This window comes from Klebsiella sp. MS 92-3 (assembly GCF_000195655.1).
Taxonomy (GTDB): domain Bacteria; phylum Pseudomonadota; class Gammaproteobacteria; order Enterobacterales; family Enterobacteriaceae; genus Klebsiella; species Klebsiella pneumoniae.
This window is the reverse complement of the sequence record NZ_GL882723.1, coordinates 1-2,345: the sequence shown is the minus strand read 5'-3', so window position 1 is coordinate 2,345 and position 2,345 is coordinate 1. Positions and strand designations below refer to the sequence as shown.

At 51.5% G+C, this 2,345-nt stretch carries 4 protein-coding genes; all 4 read left to right on the top strand.

Annotated elements, in window-relative coordinates:
• Positions 1-14: 14 nt before the first annotated feature.
• The gene (locus tag HMPREF9538_RS32030; RefSeq protein WP_009483988.1) at positions 15-779 is read left to right on the top strand and encodes an immunoglobulin domain-containing protein; all 765 of its coding nucleotides are present in this window, start codon (positions 15-17) and stop codon (positions 777-779) included.
• 66 nt (positions 780-845) lie between these two features.
• Entirely contained in the window at positions 846-1,550 is a 705-nt protein-coding gene (locus HMPREF9538_RS24735) for a DUF6246 family protein (RefSeq protein WP_009483987.1), read from the top strand.
• 112 nt (positions 1,551-1,662) lie between these two features.
• Positions 1,663-1,866, top strand: a complete 204-nt coding sequence (locus HMPREF9538_RS0126820; protein ID WP_032456983.1) for a DUF551 domain-containing protein — start codon at positions 1,663-1,665, stop codon at positions 1,864-1,866.
• 87 nt (positions 1,867-1,953) lie between these two features.
• On the top strand, positions 1,954-2,334 hold the full coding sequence (locus HMPREF9538_RS24740; RefSeq protein WP_032456984.1) for a lipoprotein: 381 nt from the start codon (positions 1,954-1,956) through the stop codon (positions 2,332-2,334).
• The last annotated feature ends 11 nt before the right edge of the window (positions 2,335-2,345 follow it).

Genomic DNA, 2,345 nt, shown 5'->3' with positions numbered 1-2,345 from the left:
ATTGAGAGGCATACATGCAAGGCTGCGCTAATGACACCGGCAAGCTGATTGGTAAGGTGGCCGTGCTCCGCATGGCTTTAGGTTGTGCTGATACGGTACCAGCGCTTTCCGAATGGAAGCGACTCGGCGCCATGACCACCAAGGGCTTTGACTACTCCATGAATACCGTCACCTCTGAGGCTGACGATACGAAGGGGCTGGTTGAGAACCTGGTCAACAACATGGACTTCACCATCTCCGGCGAAGGTGAGTTCCGCAAGAAAGACAAGACGACGGAAATCGGCGCTATTGCCATCTCGAAATATATTTTCGATGAAGTGCAGGCAGGTCGTCAGCCGACAGTCTGGGTCCGCTTCGACTTCACTGGTGAAGACGCCGGCACTTATATCATGGGCTACTTCAACACCACCTCCTGGTCTGGTGATTTCGGCACCTCGGATATTTCGACCTTCTCTGGTGAGTGGAAAGTTGCTGATGCAGACACCGTGGTATTTGAGGTAGCTCCGCCGGCGCTGGCGTTTACCACCAACCTGCCGACGACCAAGAGCGTGGCTGCCGGATCGGCTCTGAATATGTCGGTAGTGGTTGAGGGTGGTACAGCGCCTTACACCTACGTCTGGAAGAAAGACGGCACGGTTGTCAGCGGGCAAACAACGACGACTTTCAACAAGGCCAGCGCTGTTTCTGGTGATGCCGGGGTTTATACCTGTGAAGTCACCGATTCTTCCGCGACACCAGTCAAGATCACGTCTGCATCCTGCACGGTCACTATCAGTTAACCCCCAGGCCATTCGTGAATAGTACAAAGGGCGTTCTGCGCCCTTGATACTGTTTATGGAGCGACTATGACCCCGATTAAAGAATTAGGCGAATGCGTTATCGGTACCGGTGACCGGGAATTCTTTTTCCGGCCGTCGTTTCGCAACATGGCGCGAATCGGTGAGCCCGAGGAGATTGTTCAGGCGTTCTATGACCTGTGCAATGACGAGACGACACCATTCGCGCAGCGCGCAGCTGAGGCCTATATCCGCGATGAGTACAGCCGCCTTCCTGATTGCGTCCTGCGGTTTATGCAAAGCGGGCTTCTGTCACGCAAAGCGGTCATGGCCGCGCATACGGTACTGACAGCATGTTGTGACGATGATATCGGCGATCTGGTTGGATGGATGAAGCCGGGGAAATCACGCAAGCGTGGCTTCGTCTGGCGTCCGGGCGGCATGCCGCCGGAAAGTATGGTTATCGTCGCGCAAAACCTGATGATGCACGGCATCATCGGCAAAGCGAAGGTGCGCAAGCTGCAGCGTTACGAAACGAACGAGACAACCGCAGAATTCCGCGCAGCCGACTACATCATGGCTGCGCGCAACCATTTCGGTATGAGTCGGGAAGAGGCCGAGAACCTCACAATGACCGAATTTGCATTACTGCTCAACGCGAAATACCCGAACCAGAAAGGCTTCACCAGGGATGAGTACGATCAGGTAATGGACGAAGACGATCGCCGGTGGCAGGCGATGATGCAGCAGGAACAAGCCAGCAAAACCAAATAAACCTCCCGACAGAACCTCATCGTTCAGATGGACCTAGGCAGGGCCTCAATCATGCAAGGCACAACATAACAATGATACTCTATGTGAGTCATTAAACAGCGAGGTGTGCCGTATGCAATGGGTTTCAGTGGGTGAAGCATTACCAGAGACAAGATCTCAATTTCAAATGGTCATTGTTGCGACAAACAAGGGCATAGGTGTTGCCAGCTATAATGCGATAAATGGATTTTACGACGCCATTTTAAATGGTGGAAAGCAATACAGTAAGCTTGAAATCAGTCACTGGATGTATCTGCCTGACCAGCCTGAAAAATGATTGCATAGCCCACTCGGGTGGGCTTTGCCGTTCAAGTTCATCCCTGATAGGATTAGTCCAAACAATACCAAAGGGATGATTACAAAAATGAAGAAAATTTTAGTCGCTACTGCGATTGCTTTGACTCTGGCGGGCTGCGCTTCCTCAGGAAACCAGCAACTCAGCAAGGAAACCGAAATCAGCGTAAAGTCTAAGCTGCAGGAAGGTAAAACCACCAAGGCCGAGGTTAAAACGACATTCGGTTCCCCGGATTCAGTTTCGTACACTGACGGTGGCAATGAGATCTGGAAGTACGCCTTCGCCAAAGTAAAAGTTAACGGGACTACGTTCATACCTTTCTATGGCCTCTTCCATAACGGAACTAACGGCACCAAGAAAGAACTTACCATCCTGTTTAAAGACGATGTAGTAGCCAAGTACACAATGGCAGAGTCGGCTATCAATACTAAATCTGGCTGGGCAGATTAAGTACAGAGACA